At 70.8% G+C, this 21613-nt stretch carries 12 protein-coding genes and 1 pseudogene; 10 read left to right on the forward strand and 3 right to left on the reverse strand.

Features of this window, described 5'->3' with window-relative positions; all coding sequences use genetic code 11:
* Positions 1-20 precede the first annotated feature (20 nt).
* The 6 genes and pseudogenes from mtrA to C6376_RS13665 all read left to right on the forward strand — a co-directional run bounded on the left by mtrA (position 21) and on the right by C6376_RS13665 (position 7971).
* Positions 21-710, forward strand: a complete 690-nt coding sequence (gene mtrA, locus C6376_RS13635; RefSeq protein ID WP_187281934.1) for a two-component system response regulator MtrA — start codon at positions 21-23, stop codon at positions 708-710.
* Position 711: 1 nt separating this feature from the next.
* Positions 712-2781, forward strand: coding sequence for an MtrAB system histidine kinase MtrB (gene mtrB / locus C6376_RS13640; RefSeq protein WP_107443665.1), 2070 nt, complete (start codon positions 712-714; stop codon positions 2779-2781).
* Entirely contained in the window at positions 2771-4600 is a 1830-nt protein-coding gene (locus tag C6376_RS13645) for an LpqB family beta-propeller domain-containing protein (RefSeq protein ID WP_107443666.1), read from the forward strand. The genes mtrB and C6376_RS13645 overlap by 11 nt, the downstream gene beginning before the upstream one ends.
* Positions 4601-4830: 230 nt before the next feature.
* Positions 4831-5508: pseudogene (locus C6376_RS45170) on the forward strand (ComF family protein); the annotation flags it as partial.
* 811 nt (positions 5509-6319) lie between these two features.
* Complete coding sequence (gene raiA / locus C6376_RS13660) at positions 6320-7012, forward strand: ribosome-associated translation inhibitor RaiA (protein WP_107443669.1); 693 nt, start codon at positions 6320-6322, stop codon at positions 7010-7012.
* 203 nt (positions 7013-7215) lie between these two features.
* Positions 7216-7971, forward strand: coding sequence for a response regulator transcription factor (locus C6376_RS13665; RefSeq protein WP_107443670.1), 756 nt, complete (start codon positions 7216-7218; stop codon positions 7969-7971).
* Positions 7972-8061: 90 nt separating this feature from the next.
* On the opposite strand, the gene C6376_RS13670 is transcribed toward C6376_RS13665, so the two are convergent.
* Both C6376_RS13670 and C6376_RS13675 read right to left on the reverse strand, forming a co-directional pair.
* Positions 8062-9234: a winged helix-turn-helix domain-containing protein gene (locus C6376_RS13670; protein WP_107448947.1), complete on the reverse strand. Its 1173-nt coding sequence runs from the start codon at positions 9232-9234 to the stop codon at positions 8062-8064.
* Between the two features lie 163 nt (positions 9235-9397).
* The gene (locus C6376_RS13675) at positions 9398-9982 is read right to left on the reverse strand and encodes a GNAT family N-acetyltransferase (protein ID WP_107443671.1); all 585 of its coding nucleotides are present in this window, start codon (positions 9980-9982) and stop codon (positions 9398-9400) included.
* Positions 9983-10263: 281 nt separating this feature from the next.
* Here C6376_RS13675 and secA point away from each other — a divergent pair, with 281 nt between their 5' ends.
* Entirely contained in the window at positions 10264-13107 is a 2844-nt protein-coding gene (gene secA / locus C6376_RS13680; RefSeq protein ID WP_107443672.1) for a preprotein translocase subunit SecA, read from the forward strand.
* 227 nt (positions 13108-13334) lie between these two features.
* Here secA and C6376_RS13685 read toward each other — a convergent pair whose 3' ends face one another.
* A complete protein-coding gene (locus tag C6376_RS13685) occupies positions 13335-14069 on the reverse strand; it encodes an Rv3235 family protein (RefSeq protein WP_107443673.1) in 735 nt (244 codons plus the stop codon).
* A 357-nt stretch (positions 14070-14426) separates the two neighbouring features.
* On the opposite strand from C6376_RS13685, the gene C6376_RS13690 reads away from it, so the two are divergent.
* From C6376_RS13690 to C6376_RS13705, 3 genes are all read left to right on the forward strand, one after another.
* Positions 14427-14954, forward strand: coding sequence for a hypothetical protein (locus C6376_RS13690; RefSeq protein WP_107443674.1), 528 nt, complete (start codon positions 14427-14429; stop codon positions 14952-14954).
* A 231-nt stretch (positions 14955-15185) separates the two neighbouring features.
* Positions 15186-15851 (forward strand): HAD family hydrolase, encoded by a 666-nt coding sequence (locus tag C6376_RS13700; RefSeq protein WP_107443675.1) that lies wholly within the window; start codon positions 15186-15188, stop codon positions 15849-15851.
* Between the two features lie 778 nt (positions 15852-16629).
* The gene (locus C6376_RS13705) at positions 16630-21576 is read left to right on the forward strand and encodes an NAD-glutamate dehydrogenase (protein ID WP_107443676.1); all 4947 of its coding nucleotides are present in this window, start codon (positions 16630-16632) and stop codon (positions 21574-21576) included.
* Positions 21577-21613 lie beyond the last annotated feature (37 nt).

Genomic DNA, 21613 nt, shown 5'->3' on the forward strand with positions numbered 1-21613 from the left:
TTCACTGTTACGAGAATGGGATGATGTCGTTTATGAAGGGACGAGTCCTTGTCGTCGACGACGACACCGCACTGGCCGAGATGCTCGGCATCGTGCTGCGTGGTGAAGGTTTTGAACCGTCTTTCGTAGCCGACGGCGACAAGGCGCTGGCTGCTTTCCGTGAGGCGAAACCCGATCTGGTGCTGCTGGACCTGATGCTGCCCGGCCGGGACGGCATCGAGGTGTGCCGCCTGATCAGGGCGGAGTCCGGCGTGCCGATCGTGATGCTCACGGCGAAGAGCGACACCGTCGACGTGGTCGTCGGACTGGAGTCCGGCGCCGACGACTACATCGTGAAGCCGTTCAAGCCGAAGGAGCTGGTCGCCCGCATCCGGGCCCGGCTGCGGAGGTCGGAGGAGCCGGCGCCCGAACAGCTCGCCATAGGCGATCTCGTCATCGACGTGGCCGGCCACTCCGTCAAGCGGGAGGGCCAGTCGATCGCGCTGACCCCGCTGGAGTTCGACCTGCTGGTCGCGCTGGCGCGCAAGCCCTGGCAGGTGTTCACCCGAGAGGTCCTCCTCGAGCAGGTGTGGGGCTACCGGCACGCCGCCGACACCCGCCTGGTCAACGTGCATGTACAGAGGCTGCGCTCGAAGGTCGAGAAGGACCCGGAGCGGCCGGAGATCGTGGTGACCGTCCGTGGCGTCGGATACAAGGCAGGACCCAGCTGACATGTCAGGGGACAGTGCCGCTTCGGCCCCCGGCCGGTCCGGGGCCGGTCGGGAGCGGCCTGTCGGCCGTGGGACAGCGGGTTCACGCTTCGCGCGCCTCCTCGAAGGCGGGCTGCTGCGGGGCGGTGTCAAGGGCAGCCCCGTTCTCAGACTGCTGATGCGGTGGGTACGCCGGCCCCTGTTGCCGGTCATGCGGCTGTGGCGGCGCAACATCCAGCTGAAGGTCGTCGCCACGACCCTGCTCATGTCGCTCGGGGTCGTCCTGCTGCTGGGCTTCGTCGTGATCGGGCAGGTGCGCAACGGCCTGCTGGACGCCAAGGTCAAGGCATCGCAGAGCCAGGCCACCGGCGGGTTCGCGGTGGCCAAGCAGAAGGCGGACGAGGCCGCCGGCACACCCGCCGACGGCGGGACCCCGGCGGACGGCCGGACCTCGCAGAACGTCATCGAATGGATGAGCGAGCTCGTGCTGTCGCTGTCCAGCGGCGGCCAGGGCGCCTTCGACGTGGTCACCCTGCCCCCCGGCTTCGACAACGGCGGCGGATACGGACCGCGAGCCTCCGGATACGTGGACCCCAACAAGAGCGTTCCCGAGAACCTCCGCGCGCGCGTCAACACCGGCACCGGCGCCTTCCAGAGCTACTCCCGCATCGACTACCTCAACGACAAGGAATCCCAGCCCGCCCTGGTCATCGGCAAGCAGGTCAACGACCCCAACGGCGACCCGTACGAGCTGTACTACCTCTTCCCGCTCACACAGGAGGAGAAGTCGCTGAGCCTGGTCAAGGGCACGCTGGCGACCGCCGGACTCTTCGTCGTCGTCCTCCTGGGAGCCATCGCCTGGCTCGTCGTGCGGCAGGTCGTCACCCCGGTGCGGATGGCCGCCGGGATCGCCGAACGGCTGTCCGCCGGGCGACTCCAGGAACGGATGAAGGTCACCGGCGAGGACGACATCGCACGGCTCGGCGAGGCCTTCAACAAGATGGCCCAGAACCTCCAACTGAAGATCCAGCAGCTGGAGGACCTGTCACGGATGCAGCGGCGGTTCGTCTCCGACGTCTCGCACGAACTGCGGACGCCCCTGACGACCGTACGCATGGCCGCAGACGTCATCCACGACGCCCGAGTCGACTTCGACCCCGTCACCGCGCGGTCCGCGGAACTCCTCGCCGACCAGCTCGACCGGTTCGAGACGCTCCTCGCCGACCTCCTCGAGATCAGCCGCTTCGACGCCGGCGCCGCCGCCCTCGAGGCCGAGCCGATCGACCTCAGGGAAGTCGTGCGGCGCGTCGTCAGCGGGGCCGCGCCGCTCGCCGAACGCAAGGGGACGGCCGTACGCGTCATCGGCGACCAGCAGCCCGTCGTCGCCGAGGCCGACGCCCGGCGCGTGGAACGCGTGCTGCGCAACCTGGTCGTCAACGCCGTCGAACACGGCGAGGGCAAGGACGTCGTCGTCAAACTGGCCTCCGCGGGCGGAGCCGTCGCGATCGCCGTGCGCGACTACGGCGTCGGACTCAAGCCCGGCGAGGCCACCCGCGTCTTCAGCCGGTTCTGGCGCGCCGACCCGGCACGCGCGCGTACCACCGGCGGTACCGGCCTCGGGCTGTCCATCGCCCTGGAGGACGCGAGACTGCACGGCGGCTGGCTGCAGGCCTGGGGCGAGCCCGGCGGCGGCTCCCAGTTCCGGCTGACACTGCCCAGGACCGCCGACGAACCACTGCGGGGCTCGCCCATACCGCTCGAGCCCAAGGACTCCCGCCGCAACCGCGGCGAACTCGACGACGCCGGCCGGCCGCGCCACGGCGGCGAGAAGAGCGCCACCGTGCCGGTGCAGCCCGCGCACGAGCAGCAGTCGTCCGCCCGGACACCGTTCGCCCCCCGTACCGCCGCACCAACGGCCGACCCGACGGCACTGCCCGGCAACGGCGCGCGCGTGGTGCCCCGCCCGGGCACGGCGACGGGGACCAACACGACCGGCGCGACACGACACGACGAGTCGCCGGATGACACGACGACGTCGCAATCCGCGGCCGAGGGCGCGGACAGCCAAGGGGAGGCATCTCGTGGGCGCTGAGCAGCGCGAGGAGGGAATCCGGCGCACGCCGGGGCGCGTGATGGCGTACGCCGTCTGCGGAGTGGTCCTGCTGGCCGGGTGCGCCTCGATGCCCGACAGCGGCGACCTGCGCGGCGTCGAATCCACGCCCGGGCAGGACACCCAGGTCCGGGTGTTCGCCATGCCGCCCCGCGACGACGCACAGCCCCTGGAGATCCTCCAGGGCTTTCTCGAAGCGCTCACCAGCGACGACCCCAGCTACTCGACGGCACGCCAGTACCTGACCGGGAAAGCCGCCCAGAAGTGGCAACCCGAATGGTCCACGACCGTCCTCGTGGACGGTCCGGCGACCATGACCGGACCCGCCGGGAACCGCGAGGGCGACGACCGCTCGTACATCCTCTCCGGCTCCAGGGTCGCCGTCGTGGACGCCCAGCAGGCGTACACGCCCGCGTCGGGCGCCTACGGACAGACCGTCCACGTCACCCGCGACAAGAAGAACGGGCAGTGGCGCATCGACGCGCTTCCCGACGGCGTCGTCATGGGCAAGTCGGACTTCCAGCGCAACTACGTGTCCGTCAACAAGTACTACTTCGCCTCGGACACCGCCGTCGAGGGAACCGGGCAGCCCGTGGCCGTCGCCGACCCCGTCTACGTCCGCGGCCGGGTCGACCCCATGACACAGATGGTGCGCTCCGTTCTCAGCGGCCCCACCAGCTGGCTGCGTCCCGTCGTCAGATCCGGATTCCCCACCGGGACGGCACTCTCCAAGGGCGTCACCTCGCTGACTCCCGACGACCAGAACAAGCTCACCGTCCCGCTGAACGACAAGGCCGCCCACATCGGACGGGCCAAATGCGACGAGATGGCGGCCCAGCTGCTGTTCTCCCTCCAGAGCCTGACCCCCACCGTCAGCGAGATCGCCCTGCGCGCGGGCGGCAGCCAACAGTGCTCCCTGTCCGACGACCAGGCGAAGACCGTCGTCGCCCGCGGCTCCCGGAGCGACCCCGGCTACCTGTACTTCATCGACGGCCGGCACCGCCTCGTGCGGATGGCCGGCGGCAGCGGCAACGCCAAGGCCGACCCCGTCCCCGGGCCCCTCGGGGTCGGCGCCACGGCCCTGCGCTCCGTGGCGGTGGCCCGCGACGAACGCAGCGCGGCAGGAGTGGCCCTGGACGGCAAGGCGCTCTACGTCACCTCCACCCTGTCCGGCAGCACCGTCGGCGATCCCGTGCTGCAGAGCACCGGCAAGACCGAGTCCGACCGGCTCACCACCCCCAGCTGGGACGCCGAGGGCAACCTCTGGGTGGCCGACCGCAACCCCGCCGACCCGCGACTGCTCCTGCTCCAGAAGGGCAGCGGGGAGCCGGTGGAGGTGCTCACCCCGGGGCTCGACGGCCGTGTCGACGCCGTACGTGTGGCCGCCGACGGGGTGCGGATCGCCCTCGTCGTGGACAAGGGCGGCAAGCAGTCCCTGCTCATCGGACGCATCGAACGCACCGGCGACGCCGCACCGCCGTCCCTGTCGGTCCAGGAACTGCGTTCCGCGACACCCGAGTTGGAACAGGTCCGGGCGGTGTCCTGGGCCGGGGACAGCCGGCTCGTGGTGGTCGGACGGGAGGCCGGCGGCGTCGAGCAGGTGCAGTACGTGCAGAGCGACGGCTCGATCCCCGAGGCCGGCACACTGCCCGGACTCACCGAGGTCACCAGCATCGCCGCCTCCGAGGACAACGACACCCCGCTCTTCGCCACCTCCAAGAACGGGCTGCTGTGGCTGCCCGGCGGAAGCGGGTGGCGGACGCTGAAGGAAACCGCCTCGATGGCGCTCTACCCGGGATAGATCCTTTCTGCTCCGCTGCCGACATACCCCTTCGAGTTCACCGGACGGTCCCTCTCCCTCGCGAGGCGATGGAGAGGGACCGCCTCTTTTCGGCCGCTGTTTCGTTTGCGTTGGCCAATTGCCCCGACCGTCGTCCTGAACGAAGTCGTCCACAGGAGCTCCGGGCGGTTTTCCACAGAGGTTTTCCACAGGGGTGGTGAACCGCTTCCCAAGTCGGCACAGTGGTCGACGTGGAAGGCGTTCGCACGTGGTGGCACGAACTGACCGGCCTGGTGCTGCCCGCCGAGTGCGGAGGCTGCGGAAGGGCACGCACGGTGCTCTGCCCGCGCTGCCGCGCCGCCCTGTGCCACACCGCGCCGTTCCGGGTGCGGCCCGTGCCGCAACCGCCCGGGCTGCCCGCCGTGCACGCGTCGGCCCGGTACGCCGACGAAGTCCGGGCGGTGCTGCTGGCCCACAAGGAACGCGGCGCGCTGGCCCTCACGCGACCGCTCGGAGCGGCGCTGGCGGGGGCTGTGCGGGCGGGAATGAGGGAGGCGGGGGTGGGGTGGGGGGAGGGGGAGGGGGCCCAGCCCCTCGGAAGCGTCCTGCTGGTCCCCGTCCCCTCCGCCCCCGCCGCCGTCCGGGCCCGTGGTCATGATCCGGCGCGGCGGATCGCGCTCGCGGCGGCCGGTGAGTTGCGGCGGGCCGGGGTTCCGGCGCGGGTGGCGGCGGTGCTGCGGCAGCGGCGGGCCGTGGCCGACCAGTCGGGACTCGACGCCCGGCAGCGGTGGGACAACCTGGTGGGTGCGCTGGCGGTGGCGCCCGGTGGGGCGCGGCTGCTGCGCTGCGGTCCGGTGGTCCTCGTCGACGATCTGGTGACGACCGGCGCTTCGCTGGCGGAGGCGGCCCGCGCGGTCCGGGCGGCGACCCGGGCGGTCGCACGGGCGGCGGAGACCGGGGACGCGGGGTCGCCGGGGTTCGCGGGCGGGCCGGATGCGGCGGCGGGCGCGGAGCCGTCGGGGGCGGCGGGCGGGGCGGACGTGGCACGGCGGCCGGGCCCGGGGCGACGGGCGGAGGTAGGACAACGGGTGGAGTGTGGAGGGGGCGGGGAGGAGATGGCGAGGGAGGTGTGTGGTGGAGATGCGTGGGCCGTGTACGCGGGTGTCGCGAGGGAAGGCAGAAGGGAGGAGTCGTCCGGAGCGAGGGAGGCAGCCATCGACGGGACGGACGAGACGTGTGGGGTGCCGGTGCGATCGGCGGGAGTGACGGGGGCCGGGGTGCCCTCGGGAACCGCGCGAGCCACCAGGGGCGAGAGACCCATGGGCCCGTCCGACGTCGGCCCTTCGGAAGCCGAGGGCGCCGGTGGGGTGCTCTGCGCGGCCGTGGTCGCGGCTTCGCCGGCTCTTTGGAAATAAACCGGAACTGACTCAGAACTTGCGTCGTTGCAGGTAATGAGAGAGCCAATTCACCTGAACGGAGGTACGCCGCAGTAGAGGGTGACGACATCCGTCCGGGCGAGATATGTTCGGTTGTGAGGGAAAGCCGCAGGCCACACCTCTCAAATCCGAATGCCGTGCTGCGGTTTTGGTCATCACCCGCAGCACTTGGGGTGTAGATCTCGTCGATGGGGGAGGAGGAGGTGGAAGTCGCCAAGTCGGAGGTTCCGGTGCTCACCGGGGCCTGGTGCAAAAGGGAGATGCTCCGCCACAGAAGCGGAGTGATCCGGGAACGGAGTTCTGCGTGGACATCGTCGTCAAGGGCCGCAAGACCGAGGTGCCCGAGCGGTTCCGCAAGCACGTGGCCGAGAAGCTGAACCTGGAGAAGATCCAGAAGCTCGACGGCAAGGTGATCAGCCTCGACGTCGAGGTGTCCAAGGAGCCCAACCCCCGACAAGCCGACCGGTGCGACCGAGTGGAGATCACGCTCCACTCGCGCGGCCCGGTGATCCGGGCGGAGGCGGCCGCCAGCGACGCGTACGCGGCACTCGACCTGGCCGCGGAGAAGCTGGACGCCCAGCTGCGCAAGCAGCACGACAAGCGATACACGCGCCGCGGTGCCCGCAGGCTGTCCGCGGCCGAGGTTCCCGACCACGTTCCGGGTGTGGCGACGCTCAACGGCAACGGCCGTCCCGTCCCGTCCGACGAGTCGGAGAGCGTGCCGACGAAGCGCATCGGATCGATCGAGGTGCAGGGCGACGGCCCCCTCGTGGTCCGTGAGAAGACGCACGTCGCGGCTCCGATGACGCTCGACCAGGCCCTCTACGAGATGGAACTGGTCGGACACGACTTCTATCTGTTCGTCGACTCCGAGACGAAGCAGCCCAGCGTCGTCTACCGCCGGCACGCCTACGACTACGGCGTGATCTATCTCGACACCGACCCGATGGTGGCGCAGGCGCACGCACCCGAAGCGGGTGGCGCGCTGGGCGGCTGACGCGCCCGGTGACAGTTCAGCGGTGTGCCCCTGGAGCGCGTGTGCGCCCCGGGGGCACCCGTGTGCGACCCCTCGGGCGAGTCGCTCTGTCGCCGCGTTGTCGTCCGGGCATGGAATCATGGCAGGGCGGCCCAACCGATGGGTCGTTGCCTTGGGTTGGCGATGGCTCAGGACCACGGCCGCAGCCTTCAGGGGGAGGAACGATGGCGGACAGCTTCGGACCGATGCGTGACGAGGGTGCCCACGAGGGTGTCGTCGGCATGGGCCCGGACGCGGGTGATGACGGCACTTCACGCAAGGAGCCGATCAGAGTCCTTGTCGTGGACGACCACGCCCTGTTCCGCCGCGGACTGGAGATCGTGCTCGCGGCCGAGGAGGACATCCAGGTCGTCGGAGAGGCGGGTGACGGCGCGGAGGCCGTGGACAAGGCGGCCGACCTGCTGCCCGACATCGTGTTGATGGACGTGCGGATGCCCAAGCGCGGCGGCATCGAGGCGTGCACCTCCATCAAGGAGGTCGCCCCCAGCGCGAAGATCATCATGTTGACGATCAGCGACGAGGAGGCCGACCTCTACGAGGCGATCAAGGCGGGCGCGACCGGCTATCTCCTCAAGGAGATCTCCACGGACGAGGTCGCGACCGCGATCCGCGCGGTCGCCGACGGGCAGTCGCAGATCAGCCCCTCCATGGCGTCGAAACTGCTCACCGAGTTCAAGTCGATGATCCAGCGGACCGACGAGCGGCGACTCGTCCCCGCGCCACGGCTGACGGACCGGGAGCTGGAGGTGCTCAAGCTGGTCGCCACGGGGATGAACAACCGTGACATCGCCAAGGAGTTGTTCATCTCCGAGAACACCGTGAAGAACCATGTACGCAACATCCTGGAGAAGCTGCAGCTGCACTCCAGGATGGAGGCGGTGGTGTACGCGATGCGGGAGAAGATCCTCGAGATCCGCTGACCTCGGTCCGGTCCGCGGGCCTGGCCGTCGGACCGCACCGTCGGCCGAATCCGTCGGCCGAATCCGGCCTGGCCGTCGGGGTGCGGTCGGTCAGGCGAGTGCGCGGGTGAGTTCCCTGGCGAGCGGCTCGCGCAGCTCAGGGGCGTCCACGCGTTCCACGCGCACGTCCGTGCAGTCCACCCAGGTCGCGGCTTCGAGCAGGGCCTGGGCGACCGCAGGGACCGCTTTCGGGCCGTCCAGGGTGATCTGCCTGGCGACCAGGGTGCGGCCCTCGCGGGCCGGGTCCACGCGGCCGACGAGCCGGCCGCCGGACAGGACGGGCATCGCGAAGTAGCCGTAAACCCGCTTCGGCTTGGGGACGTAGGCCTCCAGGCGGTGGGTGAAGCCGAAGATCCGCTCGGTGCGTGCCCGTTCCCAGATCAGCGAGTCGAAGGGGGACAGCAGCGTGGTGCGGTGGCGACCGCGCGGAGCCGTCTCCAGCGCCGAAGGGTCGGCCCACGCGGGCTTGCCCCAGCCTTCGACCGTGACCGGGACCAGGCCGGAGTCGGCGATCACCGCGTCGACCTGTTCGCCCTTGAGGCGGTGGTAGTCGGCGATGTCCGCGCGCGTGCCCACGCCGAGGGACCGGCCGGCCAGGAGGACGAGGCGGCGCAGGCACTCGGCGTCGTCGAGCTCGTCGTGCAGCAGGGCGGCGGGTACGGCGCGTTCGGCGAGGTCGTACACGCGCTTCCAGCCGCGGCGCTCGACGCAGACCACCTCGCCGTACATCAGGGCACGTTCCACCGCGACCTTGGTGCCGGACCAGTCCCACCACTCGCTGGTCTTCTTCGCTCCGCCCAAGTCCGTGGCGGTGAGCGGGCCTTCGGCGCGGAGCTGCTTGAGGACCTGGTCGTACGTGCCCTCGGGGAGGGCGTGGTTCCAGTGCGGCCGGTTGCGGTAGGCGCGGCGGCGGAAGGCGAAGTGGGGCCACTCCTCGATGGGGAGGATGCAGGCGGCGTGGGACCAGTACTCGAAGGCGTGGGCGCCGTGCCAGTAGGCGTGCTCCGCCGTCTTGCGGCCCACGGCGCCCAGGCGGGCGTAGGGGATCAGTTCGTGGGAGCGGGCCAGGACCGAGATGGTGTCGAGCTGGACCGCGCCGAGCCGGCGGAGCACGCCGCGGACGCCGGCCTTGCGGTCGGGCGTGCCGAGGAAGCCCTGTGCGCGCAGGGCGATGCGGCGGGCTTCGTCTGCGGAGAGTTCGGCGGCGGGGCGCGGGGTCGTCATGGTGCGCACGATAGGCGGTGGGTCCGACAGTGGCCGGTGAGCTGGGGGTTTGTGGGGTTGGCGGGGTGCGGTGCGGTGTTGCGTGGCGGTGGTGCGGTGGTGCTTTCCGGCGTGGTGGGTCAAGTGGGGGAGGGCGGATGTCCGGTGGTCGGTGACGGGGGCGTCAGTCTTTCGACGGGGTGGGTCTGTACGGCGCGGTGGACGGGAGTCCCAGGTCGGAGGGGAGCAGGGAGGCGACCCGGCAGTCTCGTCGTACGCCCTTGTTGACGATGGCCGAGCGCAGGGTGCCCTCCAGGGTGAAGCCGGCGTGCTCCGCCACCGCGAGGGAGGGGGTGTTGCCGACTTCCGCCCGCCATTCGACGCGGTCGACGGAGAGGGTGGTGAAGGCCCAGCGGGTGGCGGTCAGGACGGCCTCGGTGGTGTAGCCGCGGCCGCGGTGCTCCTTGACGGCCCAGAAGCCGAGCTCGGCGGTGCCCGGGGAACGCATGGTGAGGCTGAGGACGCCGGTGAGGGCCCCACCGGGGAGGAAGACGCCGAAGGTGAACATCGCGCCGGTCGTCCAGCCCTCGGGGGCGATCAGTTCGATGAAGCCGCGCGCGTGTTCGGGGAGGTAGGGGGAGGGGATGGTCGTCCAGCGCTGGATGTCGGGGTCCTGGGCCGCCGCGTGCACGGCGTCGGTGTCCTGGGGGCCGAGGGGGCGCAGGACGAGGCGGGCGCTGGTGAGGGTGACGGGCGGGGGGTGCTCCATCGGCCGATTCTGCTCGGAGGGCGCCGGTGGCCGCCATCGGTTTGCGCCGCGTGAGCGGGTGATCACAATTCGCGCACTTCGTCGGGCGGACGCGGCACCATCGGCGGTACCCGGCCGTTGTCCTCTTTGAAGAAGATTTTGGTGGTGCCGCGCAGCGGTGTGCAGTCCTCGTCACGGCAGGCCTCCCGGCGTGGTGGGGTCCTCGCATACGATGGCCGTTGCTCAGTGAGTCTTATGGAAACCGTCCGTCCTAGGCCCGACCGGCAAGGAGACCAACCCCCGTGTCCGTCCTCTCGAAGATCATGCGTGCAGGCGAAGGCAAGATCCTGCGCAAGCTGCACCGCATCGCGGACCAGGTCAACTCCATCGAAGAGGACTTCGTCGACCTCTCCGACGCCGAGCTGCGGGCCCTCACCGAGGAGTACAAGCAGCGGTACGCCGACGGTGAGAGCCTGGACGACCTGCTGCCCGAGGCGTTCGGCACCGTGCGCGAGGCCGCGAAGCGCGTTCTGGGTCAGCGTCACTACGACGTGCAGATCATGGGCGGCGCGGCCCTGCACCTCGGTTACGTGGCGGAGATGAAGACCGGTGAGGGCAAGACCCTCGTCGGCACGCTGCCCGCGTATCTGAACGCGCTGTCCGGCAAGGGCGTCCACCTGATCACGGTCAACGACTACCTGGCCGAGCGCGACTCGGAGATGATGGGCCGCGTCCACAAGTTCCTGGGCCTGGAGGTCGGCTGCATCCTGGCCAACATGACGCCGGCCCAGCGGCGCGAGATGTACGCGTGCGACATCACGTACGGCACGAACAACGAGTTCGGCTTCGACTACCTGCGCGACAACATGGCGTGGGCGCAGGACGAGCTGGTCCAGCGCGGCCACAACTTCGCCATCGTCGACGAGGTCGACTCCATCCTGGTCGACGAGGCGCGCACGCCGCTGATCATCTCGGGCCCGGCCGACCAGGCCACCAAGTGGTACGGAGACTTCGCGAAGCTGGTGACGCGCCTGAAGAAGGGCGAGGCCGGCAACCCCCTCAAGGGCATCGAGGAGACCGGCGACTACGAGGTCGACGAGAAGAAGCGCACGGTCGCCATCCACGAGAGCGGTGTCAGCAAGGTCGAGGACTGGCTGGGCATCGACAACCTCTACGAGTCGGTGAACACGCCTCTGGTGGGCTACCTGAACAACGCCATCAAGGCGAAGGAGCTCTTCAAGAAGGACAAGGACTACGTCGTCATGGACGGCGAAGTCATGATCGTCGACGAGCACACCGGTCGTATCCTGGCCGGTCGTCGTTACAACGAGGGCATGCACCAGGCGATCGAGGCGAAGGAAGGGGTGGACATCAAGGACGAGAACCAGACGCTCGCCACGATCACCCTGCAGAACTTCTTCCGTCTCTACAAGCGCCACAACCACGACGGCAAGGAACAGCCCGGCCTCTGCGGCATGACCGGTACGGCGATGACCGAGGCCGCCGAGTTCCACCAGATCTACAAGCTCGGCGTGGTGCCGATCCCGACGAACCGGCCGATGGTCCGCAAGGACCAGTCGGACCTGATCTACCGCACCGAGGTCGCGAAGTTCGAGGCGGTCGTCGACGACATCGCCGAGAAGCACGAGAAGGGTCAGCCGATCCTCGTCGGCACGACGTCGGTCGAGAAGTCCGAGTACCTGTCGCAGCAGCTGTCCAAGCGGGGCATCCAGCACGAGGTGCTGAACGCCAAGCACCACGAGCGTGAGGCGTCGATCGTCGCCCAGGCCGGCCGTCGCGGTGCGGTCACGGTGGCCACGAACATGGCCGGCCGTGGCACGGACATCAAGCTCGGCGGCAACCCCGACGATCTCGCCGAGGCGGAGCTGCGCCAGCGCGGGCTCGACCCGGAGGAGCACATCGAGGAGTGGGCGGCCGCGCTGCCCGCCGCGCTGGAGAAGGCCGAGCAGGCGGTCAAGGCCGAGTTCGACGAGGTCAAGGAGCTGGGCGGCCTCTATGTGCTCGGCACCGAGCGGCACGAGTCGCGTCGTATCGACAACCAGCTGCGCGGTCGTTCCGGCCGTCAGGGCGACCCGGGCGAGTCCCGGTTCTACCTGTCGCTGGGCGACGACCTGATGCGGCTGTTCAAGGCGCAGATGGTCGAGCGCGTGATGTCGATGGCGAATGTGCCGGACGACGTGCCGATCGAGAACAAGATGGTCACCCGCGCGATCGCGTCCGCGCAGTCGCAGGTGGAGCAGCAGAACTTCGAGACGCGTAAGAACGTCCTGAAGTACGACGAGGTGCTCAACCGCCAGCGTGAGGTCATCTACGGTGAGCGGCGTCGCGTGCTGGAGGGTGAGGACCTGCAGGAGCAGATCCACCACTTCATGGACGACACGATCGACGCGTACGTCGGTGCGGAGACCGCCGAGGGCTTCCCGGAGGACTGGGACCTGGACCGGCTGTGGGGCGCCTTCAAGCAGCTCTACCCGGTGAAGGTGACGGTGGAGGAGCTGGAGGAGGCGGCCGGCGACCGGGCCGGTCTGACGGCCGAGTTCATCTCCGAGTCCATCAAGGACGACATCCGCGAGCAGTACGAGTCGCGTGAGGCGCAGCTCGGCTCGGAGATCATGCGTGAGCTGGAGCGCCGGGTCGTGCTGTCCGTCCTGGACCGCAAGTGGCGTGAGCACCTCTACGAGATGGACTACCTCCAGGAGGGCATCGGTCTGCGCGCGATGGCGCAGAAGGACCCCCTGGTGGAGTACCAGCGTGAGGGCTTCGACATGTTCTCCGCGATGATGGACGGCATCAAGGAGGAGTCCGTCGGCTACCTGTTCAACCTGGAGGTCCAGGTCGAGCAGCAGGTCGAGGAGGTCCCGGTGGAGGACGCGCAGGCCGACCAGGACAAGCAGGACGTGGTGCCGGCGCAGGCGGGTTCCCGTCCGGAGATCCGCGCGAAGGGCCTGGACGCTCCGCAGCGTCGTCAGCTGCACTTCTCGGCGCCCACGGTGGACGGCGAGGGCGGCACGATCGAGGGTGACTTCGAGAGCGACGACGACGAGCCGGTCCGTTCCGCGGCCGACGGTCTCACGCGCGCGGAGCGCCGTAAGCAGGCGAAGGCCGGGCGGCGTCGCAAGAAGTAGGGGAGCGCACAGTCGCTGGGACGGCTGTGCGGCGGTTTGAGGGCCGGGTCACCTGTGGGTGGCCCGGCCCTCGCGTGTGCCGAGGGCCTTGCGGCCTCTCTCAGGGGCGGTGACGGGCACGATGCGGGCGGCTTAGGGCGGCTTAGGGCGGCTTAGGGCGGCTTCGGGCGGCCCGGCAGCGCCCGTCCCGCCGCTCGCAAGTGCCGAGGGCGGGGGTCCGGGGCCGTTCAGTCGTTGCGGGTGGGGGGCCTGCGGGGGCCGTCGAGTTCCACGGCGGTGCAGCGCCAGCGGCGGTCCGTGCCGAGTTCCAGGCGGAAGGCCATCGCGCGCAGGCGGTCGCCGGCGCCGATGCGGGCGAAGGCCTCGATGGCGCCGGGGCGTGGCACGTAGTAGCCGATGTCGCGGACGACGGCACGGACGCCGTGGGCGGTGCGCAGGGGGCCGCGTTCGGCGAGGTGGGCGAGGTCGTCGTAGGCGCGGCCGAGGGTGTGCCGGAGCATGAAGTGGACGGGGCGGCGGCCGGTCAGGACGGCGAGCAGGCGGTCCGCGAAGAGGTCGGTGGGGCGGGGCTGGGTGAGAGGCCGACGGGGGGTCCGGGTGGGCGCGGCGGGGGCCGCGGGTGCGGCGAGGGAGGCGGGTGCGGCCGGGTGGTCGTGTCCTGGGCGTGGACGACTGCGTGCGGCCTGTCCGGTGGCCGGACGGTTCTCGGTCGGTCGGCCGGTCCCTGGACGGTTGTTTCCTGCCGGGGACCCGTCGGCGGGGCGGGCGGGGGAGCCGGGGATGGCCGGGACGGGCGGGCGGTGGCCGGCCGGGGTGCGGGGTGGAGCGGTGCGCGGGGCGCCGCCGTCGGGGGTGCGGGGCGGGGCGCCGGCGGGGCGGCGGATGTCGCGGCGGCCGGGAGGGCGGGCGCCGGGAGGGCGGGTGCCGGGGTGGTGCTGCGTCCTCGTCATGACCTTGTCCATGGGGGTCCCCGTTCGCTGGGCTCTTGGAGCTCTGCTTCTACCGAGCGGTAACTTTCCGCTGTGGATCTTGTACGGGGTGATGGCCCGCTGCGGCAAGGAAGCGCGGGGGTGGGCGTGAGGGGCTGGAGAGTTCACCTATCAGGGGTGGGGCAGGACGTCCGGGGCCCGGCGTCACGGGCCGGGACCGGGTGAGACCAGGGGTGCGGGGTTGACGTCCGGCGGGGTGTGGGCAGGGACCCGAAAGGGGACGCCCGCACGTATCCTGAAGGCCCTCCGGAAGGTGCGGAACCGTGCTTCCCGGGGCACCGAGTCCGAGCCGGCGACCCGAGCCGGCGACCACGAGAAGAGCGGCCAGCCATGCGCGTCTACGTCCCCCTGACCCTCCCCGGCCTCGCCGAGGCGCACAAGACGGGTGAGCTGGGAGCCGGGCCGCTCGTCGCGTACGCCGTCACGCCCGCGCTGCGCGAGTGGTATGTCTCCGACGACACCGAGGAACTGGAGTACGCGGCGCTCGGCAGGGCGGCGCTCGCCTCGCTGCGGCTCCTGGACGCGGACCCGGACGCGCCGCGGAAACGAGTCGTGGTCGCCGTCGACGTGCCGGACCGGATGGCCGCGGTCGGCCCCGAGCGTGGGTCCGAGCGTGGGCCCGACCCGGACGCGCCGGGTGAAGTGCGGGTGAGCGGCGTCGTGCGGCTGGCCAAGGCGGCCGCGGTGCACGTCGACGCCCCCGAGGCGGAGACGGACGTGACCGCCGCCGCGCGGGCGCTCGCCGCGGCGGACGGCGGGGACGACGACGCGCAGGCCGTCGTGGACGGGGCCGAGGACCACGAGCTGCTCTGGTTCGCCCCGCAGGAGATCGCGAGCCTGCTGGGGTCCGGGGTCTGAGCGCGGGCCGCCTCCCGCCACCTCGCCCGGACCTCCCGGACCTCCCGGACCTCCCGGACCTCCCGGACCTCCCGGACCTCCCGGACCTCCCGGACCTCCCGGACCTCCCGGACCTCCCGGACCTCCCGGACCTCCCGGACCTCCCGGACCTCCCGGACCTCCCGGACCTCCCGGACCGTTCCGGGGTCGGCGGTCATCCGACTGTCGGTGGCGGCGGGTACTTTTGCAGACATGGGGAAGCAGCGAGCGGCGCACATCGTCTGGGACTGGAACGGGACGCTGTTCCACGACAACGACGCGATCATCGGGGCGACGAACGCGGCGTTCGTCGAGTTGGGGCTGGAGCCGATCACGCTGGAGCAGTACCGGGCGCTGTACTGCGTGCCGGTGCCGAAGTTCTACGAGCGGCTGATGGGCAGGCTGCCCACCGACGCCGAGTGGGAGCTGATGGACGGGGTCTTCCACCGGTACTACGCCGAGCACCGGGTGCGGTGCGGGCTCACCGAGGGAGCGGCGGAGCTGCTCTCCGGGTGGCGGTCGGCGGGGCACAGTCAGTCACTGCTCAGCATGTACGTGCACGATGAACTCGTGCCGCTGGTCCGGGGATTCGGGATCGAGCCGCACTTCGTCCGGGTCGACGGGCGGATCGGGCCCTCCGGGGGCAGCAAGGCCGAGCACATGGTGCGGCATCTGGCGGCGCTGGCCGGCGTCGAGCCGGCGCGCACGGTGGTGATCGGGGACGCGGCCGACGACGCGGTGGCCGCGCTGCACGCGGGGGCGAAGGCCGTGCTGTACACCGGCGGGTCGCACAGCCGGGCCAGCCTGGAGGGGGTCGGGGCACCGGTGGTGGACACGCTGGGGGAGGCGGTGGAGATGGCGGGGCGTATCGCCGCGTAGGCCTCCGGCGGTGGGGCGGTTCTTGCGGGGTGCTCGGGCGGGGTCCCAGGGTGTCTCGCCCCGCCGCCCCCACCCGTGCCGTCCCGTCCCGGGGCCCCGCCCCTGCACCCCGGGCGGGGACCGCGTCCCCCGCACCCCTGGTGGGGCTGCGCCCCTGCCGCACACGCGGGCGGGCACTGCGTCTCCTGCGGCCCCCGTCTGACCCGTCGGACGGTGTTTCGGCCCTCGCGGGGAGCGGGGGCGGCTATCTGTTGCTGGGGCTCCGGGCCGGGGGCGTGTCCCGGGGCCTGTGGCCGGCGGGGGTCGCGTACACCTGCGGGCCGGGGTCGGGGTCGGTGGCTGTCGGTTCTGTGCAGAACGTCAAAGTTCTGGTCCCTGTTTTGTACACATACGGCTCATGACGGAGGGCCCGGGGGGAGCGATAGCCTTGGTGGCGTGATCAGCGCGATATCTCGCGGGGGCGCTGTTGCCCCTGCCCTGCGCCCGGTGTGTGCGGACCATCTCCGCTACCGGGCGGCGGTCGCTGGTCGGCGCGGGCGGGACAGGGGCGCAAGGTGCCCCGGGACGCCGTACACACCCGGCGGGAAAAGCGTGGCGCGGAGAGCAGCGTCACACGCCGCGGCGGTGTCGAGAATGGCCGATAACCCCCCACTCATCTCACCTTGCGGCATAGCGTCGGAGCAGACCGGAGACCCCGGCCCGTGGCGTCGAGCCGCAGGGGGAGAGCCCGTACTTCCTTCTACGTCACGCAACGGCGCGCGACAGGAGTCAGAGGACAATGCAGACCAAGCTGGACGAAGCCAAGGCCGAGCTGCTCGACAGGGCGGCGCGGGTCGCTGAGAACAGCCCGGTCGGGGGGAATCTACCGACTGGGACGACGGGCGAGGGCACGCCGGGCACCCCGGACCACGCCGCTCTGCTCGCGTTCCTCCAGCGCTACTACCTGCACACCGCCCAGGAGGACCTGAGCGACCGCGACCCGGTCGACGTCTTCGGGGCGGCGCTCTCCCACTACCGGCTGGCCGAGAACCGGCCGCAGGGCACCGCGAACGTGCGGGTGCACACGCCCACCGTCGAGGAGAACGGCTGGACGTGCACCCACTCCGTCGTCGAGGTGGTCACCGACGACATGCCGTTCCTGGTCGACTCCGTCACCAACGAGCTGACCCGGCAGGGGCGGGGCATCCACCTCGTCATCCACCCGCAGGTCTTGGTGCGGCGCGATGTGACCGGCAAGCTCATCGAGGTGCTGAGCGTTCCGCCGGCCGCCGGGAAGCTTCCGCACGACGGGCATGTCGAGTCCTGGATCCACGTCGAGATCGACCGTGAGACGGACCGTGCCGACCTCAAGCAGATCACCGCCGATCTGCTGCGCGTCCTGTCCGACGTCCGGGAGGCCGTCGAGGACTGGGAGAAGATGCGGGAGACGGCGCTGCGCGTCGCCGACGGGCTCCCCGAGGAGCACGTTCCCGGCGACCTGGCGCGGCCCGAGGTCGACGAGGCCCGCGAGCTGCTGCGCTGGCTGGCCGCCGACCACTTCACCTTCCTCGGCTACCGGGAGTACCAGCTGCGCGGGGACGACTCGCTGGCCGCCGTCCCCGGCACGGGGCTCGGCATCCTGCGCTCCGACCCGCATCACGCCGACGGTGACGCCCACCCCGTCAGCCCGTCCTTCGAGCGGCTGCCGGCCGACGCCCGGGCCAAGGCGCGGGAGCACAAGCTGCTGGTGCTGACCAAGGCGAACAGCCGGGCCACCGTGCACCGGCCCTCCTACCTCGACTACGTCGGTGTGAAGAGGTTCGACGAGGCGGGCAACGTCGTCGGCGAGCGACGCTTCCTCGGACTGTTCTCCTCCGCCGCCTACACCGAGTCCGTGGCGCGGGTGCCGGTCGTGCGGCGCAAGGTCGCGGCCGTGCTGGAGGGCGCCGGGTTCTCGCCCAACAGCCATGACGGACGCGACCTGCTCCAGATCATGGAGACCTACCCGCGCGACGAGATCTTCCAGACGCCGGTGGACGAACTGAGGTCCATCGTCACCAGCGTCCTCTACCTCCAGGAGCGGCGGCGGCTGCGGCTCTACCTGCGGCAGGACGAGTACGGGCGCTACTACTCCGCGCTCGTCTACCTGCCCCGCGACCGGTACACCACGGGTGTGCGGCTGCGGATCATCGACATCCTCAAGGAGGAACTGGGCGGGACGAGCGTCGACTTCACCGCCTGGAACACCGAGTCGATCCTGTCCCGGCTGCACTTCGTGGTCCGCGTCCCGCAGGGCACCGAGCTGCCGGAGCTGTCCGACGCCGACAAGGAGCGCATCGAGGCGCGGCTGGTCGAGGCGGCACGTTCCTGGGCCGACGCGTTCCAGGAGGCGCTCAACGCCGAACTCGGCGAGGAGAAGGCCGCCGAGCTGCTGCGGCGCTACAGTCACGCCTTCCCCGAGGGCTACAAGGCCGACCACACGCCGCGCGCCGCGGTCGCCGACCTCGTCCACCTGGAGCGGCTGACCGAGGAGCGGAACTTCTCGCTCAGCCTGTACGAGCCGGTGGGCGCCGCGCCCGGCGAGCGCCGCTTCAAGATCTACCGCAAGGGTGACGCGATCTCCCTGTCGGCGGTGCTGCCGGTGCTGAGCCGGCTCGGCGTCGAGGTGATCGACGAGCGGCCGTACGAACTGCGCTGCGCGGACCGCACGCACGCCTGGATCTACGACTTCGGCCTGCGCATCCCCAAGGCGCTGGCCGGCCCCGGCGGCGACTTCCTCGGCGACGACGGGCGTGAGCGGTTCCAGGAGGCGTTCTCGGCGACCTGGACGGGCAAGGCGGAGAACGACGGGTTCAACGCGCTGGTGCTGGGCGCGGGGCTGAGCTGGCGGCAGGCGGTGGTGCTGCGCGCGTACGCCAAGTACCTGCGGCAGGCCGGGTCCACCTTCAGCCAGGACTACATGGAGGACACGCTCCGCACCAACGTGCACACCACCAGGCTGCTGGTGTCGCTGTTCGAGGCGCGGATGTCGCCCGACCGGCAGCGCGCCGGGCACGAGATCGTCGACGCCCTGCTCGAGGAGCTCGACGCCGCGCTCGACCAGGTGGCCTCGCTGGACGAGGACCGCATCCTGCGGTCCTTCCTCACCGTCATCAAGGCGACCCTGCGCACCAACTTCTTCCAGGAGCGCGCGGACGGCGGGCCGCACGACTACGTGTCGATGAAGTTCGACCCGCAGGCCATCCCGGACCTGCCGGCGCCGAGGCCCGCGTTCGAGATCTGGGTGTACTCGCCTCAGGTGGAGGGTGTGCATCTGCGGTTCGGGAAGGTCGCGCGCGGCGGTCTGCGCTGGTCCGACCGGCGTGAGGACTTCCGGACCGAGGTGCTCGGCCTGGTGAAGGCGCAGATGGTGAAGAACACCGTCATCGTGCCGGTCGGCGCCAAGGGCGGCTTCGTCGCCAAGCAGCTGCCCGACCCCGCCGTGGACCGTGACGCGTGGCTCGCCGAGGGCATCTCCAGCTACAGGACGTTCATCTCGGCACTGCTCGACATCACCGACAACATGGTCGGCGGGGAGGTCGTGCCGCCGGCCGACGTCGTGCGGCACGACGAGGACGACACCTATCTGGTGGTCGCCGCCGACAAGGGCACGGCGACGTTCTCCGACATCGCCAACCAGGTCGCCGAGTCGTACGACTTCTGGCTCGGGGACGCCTTCGCCTCCGGCGGCTCGGCCGGCTACGACCACAAGGGCATGGGCATCACCGCCCGCGGCGCCTGGGAGTCCGTGAAGCGGCACTTCCGGGAGCTCGGCGTGGACACGCAGAGCGAGGACTTCACGGTCGTCGGCATCGGAGACATGTCCGGTGACGTGTTCGGCAACGGCATGCTGCTCAGCGAGCACATCCGGCTGGTCGCCGCCTTCGACCACCGGCACATCTTCATCGACCCGAAGCCGGATGCGGCGACCTCGTACGCCGAGCGGCGCCGGCTGTTCGAACTGCCGCGTTCCAGCTGGGCCGACTACAACGCCGAACTGCTCTCCGCGGGCGGCGGGATCTTCCCCCGTACCGCCAAGGCGATCCCGGTCAACTCCCACATCCGGGAGGCCCTCGGCATCGACGCGGGCGTCACCAAGCTGACCCCGGCCGACCTGATGAAGGCGATCCTGCGGGCGCCGGTGGACCTGCTGTGGAACGGCGGCATCGGCACGTACGTGAAGTCCGCGGCGGAGTCGAACGCCGACGTCGGCGACAAGGCCAACGACCCGATCCGGGTGGACGGCGCCGACCTGCGCGTCAAGGTCGTCGGCGAGGGCGGCAACCTGGGGCTGACCCAGCTCGGCCGGATCGAGTTCGCGCTGCACGGCGGCCGCATCAACACGGACGCCATCGACAACAGCGCCGGCGTGGACACCTCCGACCACGAGGTGAACATCAAGATCCTGCTCAACGGCCTGGTCGCCGAGGGCGACATGACCGTCAAGCAGCGCAACAAGCTGCTCGCGGAGATGACCGACGAGGTCGGCGCGCTCGTCCTGCGCAACAACTACGCGCAGAACACGGCGATCGCCAACGCCCTCGCCCAGTCCAAGGACATGCTCCACGCCCAGCAGCGCTTCATGCGCCACCTGGTGCGTGAGGGGCATCTGGACCGGGCCCTGGAGTTCCTGCCCACCGACCGGCAGATCCGCGAGCGTCTCGGCGCAGGCCAGGGCCTGACCAGTCCGGAGACGGCCGTCCTGATGGCGTACACCAAGATCACGGTGTCGGACGAGCTGCTGCACACCTCGCTGCCCGAGGACCCCTACCTGCGGACGCTGCTGCACGCCTACTTCCCGACGGCGTTGCGCGAGCGGTTCCCCGAGGGCGTCGACAGCCACCCGCTGCGCCGTGAGATCACCACGACCGTCCTGGTCAACGACACGGTCAACACGGGCGGTACGACGTATCTGCACCGGCTGCGTGAGGAGACCGGCGCTTCGCTGGAGGAGATCGTGCGGGCCCAGACCGTGGCCCGGGCGATCTTCAGCTCGGCGCCGGTGTGGGACGCGGTGGAGGAGCTCGACAACCGGGTCGAGGCGGAGGTGCAGACCCGGATCCGGCTGCACTCGCGGCGGCTCGTCGAGCGCGGCACGCGCTGGCTGCTGAACAACCGGCCGCAGCCGCTGCAGCTCGCGGAGACGGTCGACTTCTTCGCCGAGCGCGTCGAGCAGGTGTGGTCGCAGCTGACGAAGCTGCTGCGCGGCGCGGACCTGGAGTGGTGGCAGCGCATCCACGACGAGCTGACCGCCTCCGGCGTCCCGGACGAGCTGGCGACGCGGGTGGCCGGGTTCTCCTCGGCGTTCCCGGCGCTGGACATCGTGTCGGTGGCCGACCGCATGGGCAAGGACCCGCTGGACGTCGCCGAGGTGTACTACGACCTCGCCGACCGCCTGCGGATCAGCCGGCTGATGGACCGGATCATCGAGCTGCCGCGCGCCGATCGCTGGCAGTCGATGGCCCGAGCCTCCATTCGCGAGGACCTGTACGCGGCGCACGCGGCGCTGACCGCGGACGTCCTGGCCGTCGGCAACGGGACCTCGACGCCCGAGCAGCGGTTCACGGCGTGGGAGGAGAAGAACGCGGCGATCCTGGGCCGGGCGCGCACCACGCTGGAGGAGATCCAGAGCTCGGAGACGTTCGACCTGGCCAACCTGTCGGTGGCCATGCGGACGATGCGCACGCTGCTGCGGACGCACTCGTAGGCGGTGAGCCGCAGGCGGTAGGCATGCGGGAAGGGCG

The sequence above is a fragment of the Streptomyces sp. P3 genome, assembly GCF_003032475.1.
Lineage (GTDB): Bacteria > Actinomycetota > Actinomycetes > Streptomycetales > Streptomycetaceae > Streptomyces.